Origin of the sequence: Longimicrobium sp., assembly GCF_036280135.1 — a bacterium.
Taxonomy (GTDB): Bacteria; Gemmatimonadota; Gemmatimonadetes; order Longimicrobiales; family Longimicrobiaceae; genus Longimicrobium.
Genome location: NZ_DASURI010000849.1, coordinates 1 through 2,973 on the forward strand (window position 1 = coordinate 1; position 2,973 = coordinate 2,973).

General features: G+C 71.8%; 3 protein-coding genes. 2 read left to right on the plus strand and 1 reads right to left on the minus strand.

What is annotated here, in order from left to right; all coding sequences use genetic code 11:
* On the plus strand, positions 1-768 hold a 768-nt coding region (locus tag VFZ20_RS27510), incomplete at its 5' end, for a sensor histidine kinase (RefSeq protein WP_329687167.1).
* A gap of 117 nt (positions 769-885) precedes the next feature.
* Here the strand turns inward: VFZ20_RS27510 and VFZ20_RS27515 are convergent.
* The gene (locus VFZ20_RS27515; RefSeq protein WP_329687168.1) at positions 886-1,797 is read right to left on the minus strand and encodes a helical backbone metal receptor; all 912 of its coding nucleotides are present in this window, start codon (positions 1,795-1,797) and stop codon (positions 886-888) included.
* 486 nt (positions 1,798-2,283) lie between these two features.
* Here VFZ20_RS27515 and VFZ20_RS27520 point away from each other — a divergent pair.
* Positions 2,284-2,973: AMP-binding protein (locus VFZ20_RS27520; RefSeq protein ID WP_329687169.1), on the plus strand; the 690-nt coding region annotated here is incomplete at its 3' end.

The window sequence follows — 2,973 nt, forward strand, 5'->3', positions numbered from 1 at the left end:
ATGCCGGCCGACGCGGCCAGCGCCTTTCAGCGGCGGCACCTGGAGACGGTCAAGCGCAGCGCCGTGCGGATGGACCGGCTCATCCAGGACCTGCTGGAGGTGTCGCGAATGGTGGGCGGCAAGCTGGCCCTGGCGCCGCAGGACGAGGAGATGCGGCTGCTGGTGACGGAGGCCGGCGCCATGCTGCGTCCCCTGGCCGAGGCGCGCGGCATCCGCTTCACGCTGGATGCGCCCCGGGAGCTGCCGCGGCTGCGGGTGGACGGCGCGCGGGTGATGCAGGTGATCAGCAACCTTGTGGGCAACGCCGTCAAGTTCACGCCCGAGGGCGGCTCGGTCACGCTGGGCGCGGCGTGGGACGGCCGCGAGCTGCACCTGTCCGTGGCCGACACGGGCGCCGGCATCTCGCCGGAGCAGCTGCCGCACGTGTTCGGGCGGTTCTGGCAGGCCGACAGCGCCGATTCGCGCGGGCTGGGGCTGGGGCTGGCCATCGCGCGGGGCATCGTGGAGGCGCACGGCGGGCGCATCTGGGTGGAGAGCGAGCTGGGCGAGGGCAGCACCTTCCACTTCACCCTCCCCGCCGCGCCGGCGCCCACCCCCACGCGTGATCCCATCGTCCGCGAGCCCGTCGAGGCGGCGCCCGCGAAGCCGGTTACGGAGCACGAAACGCGCGGCGTGGCGACCCGCGCCCGCGTGATCGCCGAGCACCAGGCGCGCCGCCGCGGCACCGTCCCGCCCCGCCGCCGCCCCGCCGAGGCGATGGCCGGCTGATCGGCAGGGACGGAAAACAGAAATCTCACGCAGAGGCAGCAGGGGCAGCAGAGTACTTCATCGCGGAACGAAGTACTCTGCTGCCCCTGCTTCCTCTGCGTGAGAATGCAGTTGTCTTTACGGAGCCTGCGGATGCAGCTCGGCCTGGATCAGGCGCGCGGCTTCGGCCAGGCGGGGGCCGGGACGCGCGAGCAGGTCCGAGGGCAGCGCGATCACACGGCCCTCGCGCACGGCGCGCAGCTCGCGCCAGCCCGGCGCCGCCCGCAGCTGCGCCAGGCGACGCTCCCGCGTGCCGCCCTGGCCCGTGGAGGTCAGCAGCCAGTCCGGCTGGCGGCGCAGCACCTCCTCCAGCGAGATCATCGCCCAGTCCTCGCGCAGGTCCGGGAACGCCGTGCGCCCGCCGGCCACGGACACCATCTGCGCCATGAACGTCTCCGGCCCGGCCGTCATGGGCGGATCCACGTTGACGACGAGAAAGACGGTCGGCGTGTCCGCCGGGGCGCGCGCCGCGACGGCCGCCAGCTCCCCGCGCATCCGCCCCGCGAGCGAGTCCGCGCCCCGCTCCACGCCTGTCAATCTGCCGAGCGCATGCAGCCCCGCGAACGTCTGCGTCGTGTCGCGCGTGCCGAGCGAGAATGTGCGGATGCCCTGCGCCTCCAGCCCGTCGATCAGCCCGCGCGACGACGTCATGTCCAGAATGACGACGAGGTCCGGCCGCAGCGCCACGATCTTCTCCACGCTGGGCTCCATGCCGCCCACGGACGGCAGCGGCGCCAGCTCCGGCGCGTGGTCGTTGTCCGTGCGCGCCACCAGCCGCTCGCGCCCGCCCGCCGCGACGAGGAGGTCCGTGGCGCTGGGCACGAGCGAGATGACGCGCGCGGCGGGGCGGTCCAGCGTGACCACGCGCCCGTTGGCGTCCGTGGCGCGCACCCCGTCCGCCGTCGCCGCGCGCGCCGCGTCGCCCCCGCACGCCGCCAGCGACGCAGCCAGGAGCAGGATCTTTACACCATCGATCAGCCGAACCATCATCGCGCAGAGAAAGAGGAGATCGCGGCGGAATCGGTCGCCGCCCGCGATGCTCCGGACCTGGATTTGACTTCGGAAAGGGCGGGGAACTTGGCGGGCTGACGCGTCGGGTTGCAAGCGCCGTCGGCGACGCAGTTCTCCCCCTCCCCCGCGGAGCGGGGGCAGGGGGTCGGGGGGAGGGGGCCCTCCGCGGGCGAGAGATCCTTCGCCATGGAGGCCGACCCGGAGCCCGCGACGCAGTTCTCCCTTCCCCCATGCCGTTTATGGGGGAAGGGTCGGGGATGGGGGGCGCTCCGCCCGAGCGTGATCCATCCATCGTCCGCTCGAGACAATCCTCCCCGATCCGCCCCGAATCCGCCACATCCGCCGCACTTTCTCCCCAACCTCGCGCCCGATCTCCACATATCAGGTCCGCAATTTGACGCAATCGCGCTTGCCCGCTATGTTTCCGTCCGTTCGTACATGGCCGAGAACCCCGACGGAGGTTACATGGCGCTACGCGACCGCTTTCGTGGTCTTACGCTCGCGGACAGCCTTGCGCTGCGCGTGAACGAGGACCCGCGGCGGCCCTTCGTTGCGTTCGAAGACCGCAGGCTCACGTACGCACAGGTGGACGCGCAGGCCGACGCCCTGGCGGCGGCGCTCCACGAGCTGGGGATCGAGGCCGGAGACCGCATCGCACTGACCCTTCCCAACTGGCCGGAGTTCATCGTCTCGGCCTTCGCGGCGGCCAAGCTGGGCGCCGTCATCGTCCCGCTCAACCCGCGGTTCACCTCGCCGGAGCTGCAGTACATGCTGCGGCACTCCGAGTCCGTGGCCGTGGTCACGGCTGAGAACTGGGAGGGCACGGACTACCTGGCCCGCTTCGAGCAGTTCCTGGGCGTGCTGCCGGACCTGCAGTACGTGCTGTCCGTGGGCGAGGAAGACCTGTGGTACGACGACCGCATCCACCAGTTCGAGGACCTGGTCAGCAGCGGTGAGGGCCGCCCGTATCCGCGGTGGGAAGGGAGCGCGGACGAGCCGTTCGCCATCCTGTACACCTCGGGCACCATGGGCAAGCCCAAGGGCGTGCAGCTCACGCACGAGAACCTCATGGCCAACGCCGCCCTCAGCGCCGACGCGCTGGGCCTGCGGGCGGACGACGTGGTGTTCGGCGTCAACACGCTGTTCAACGCGTTC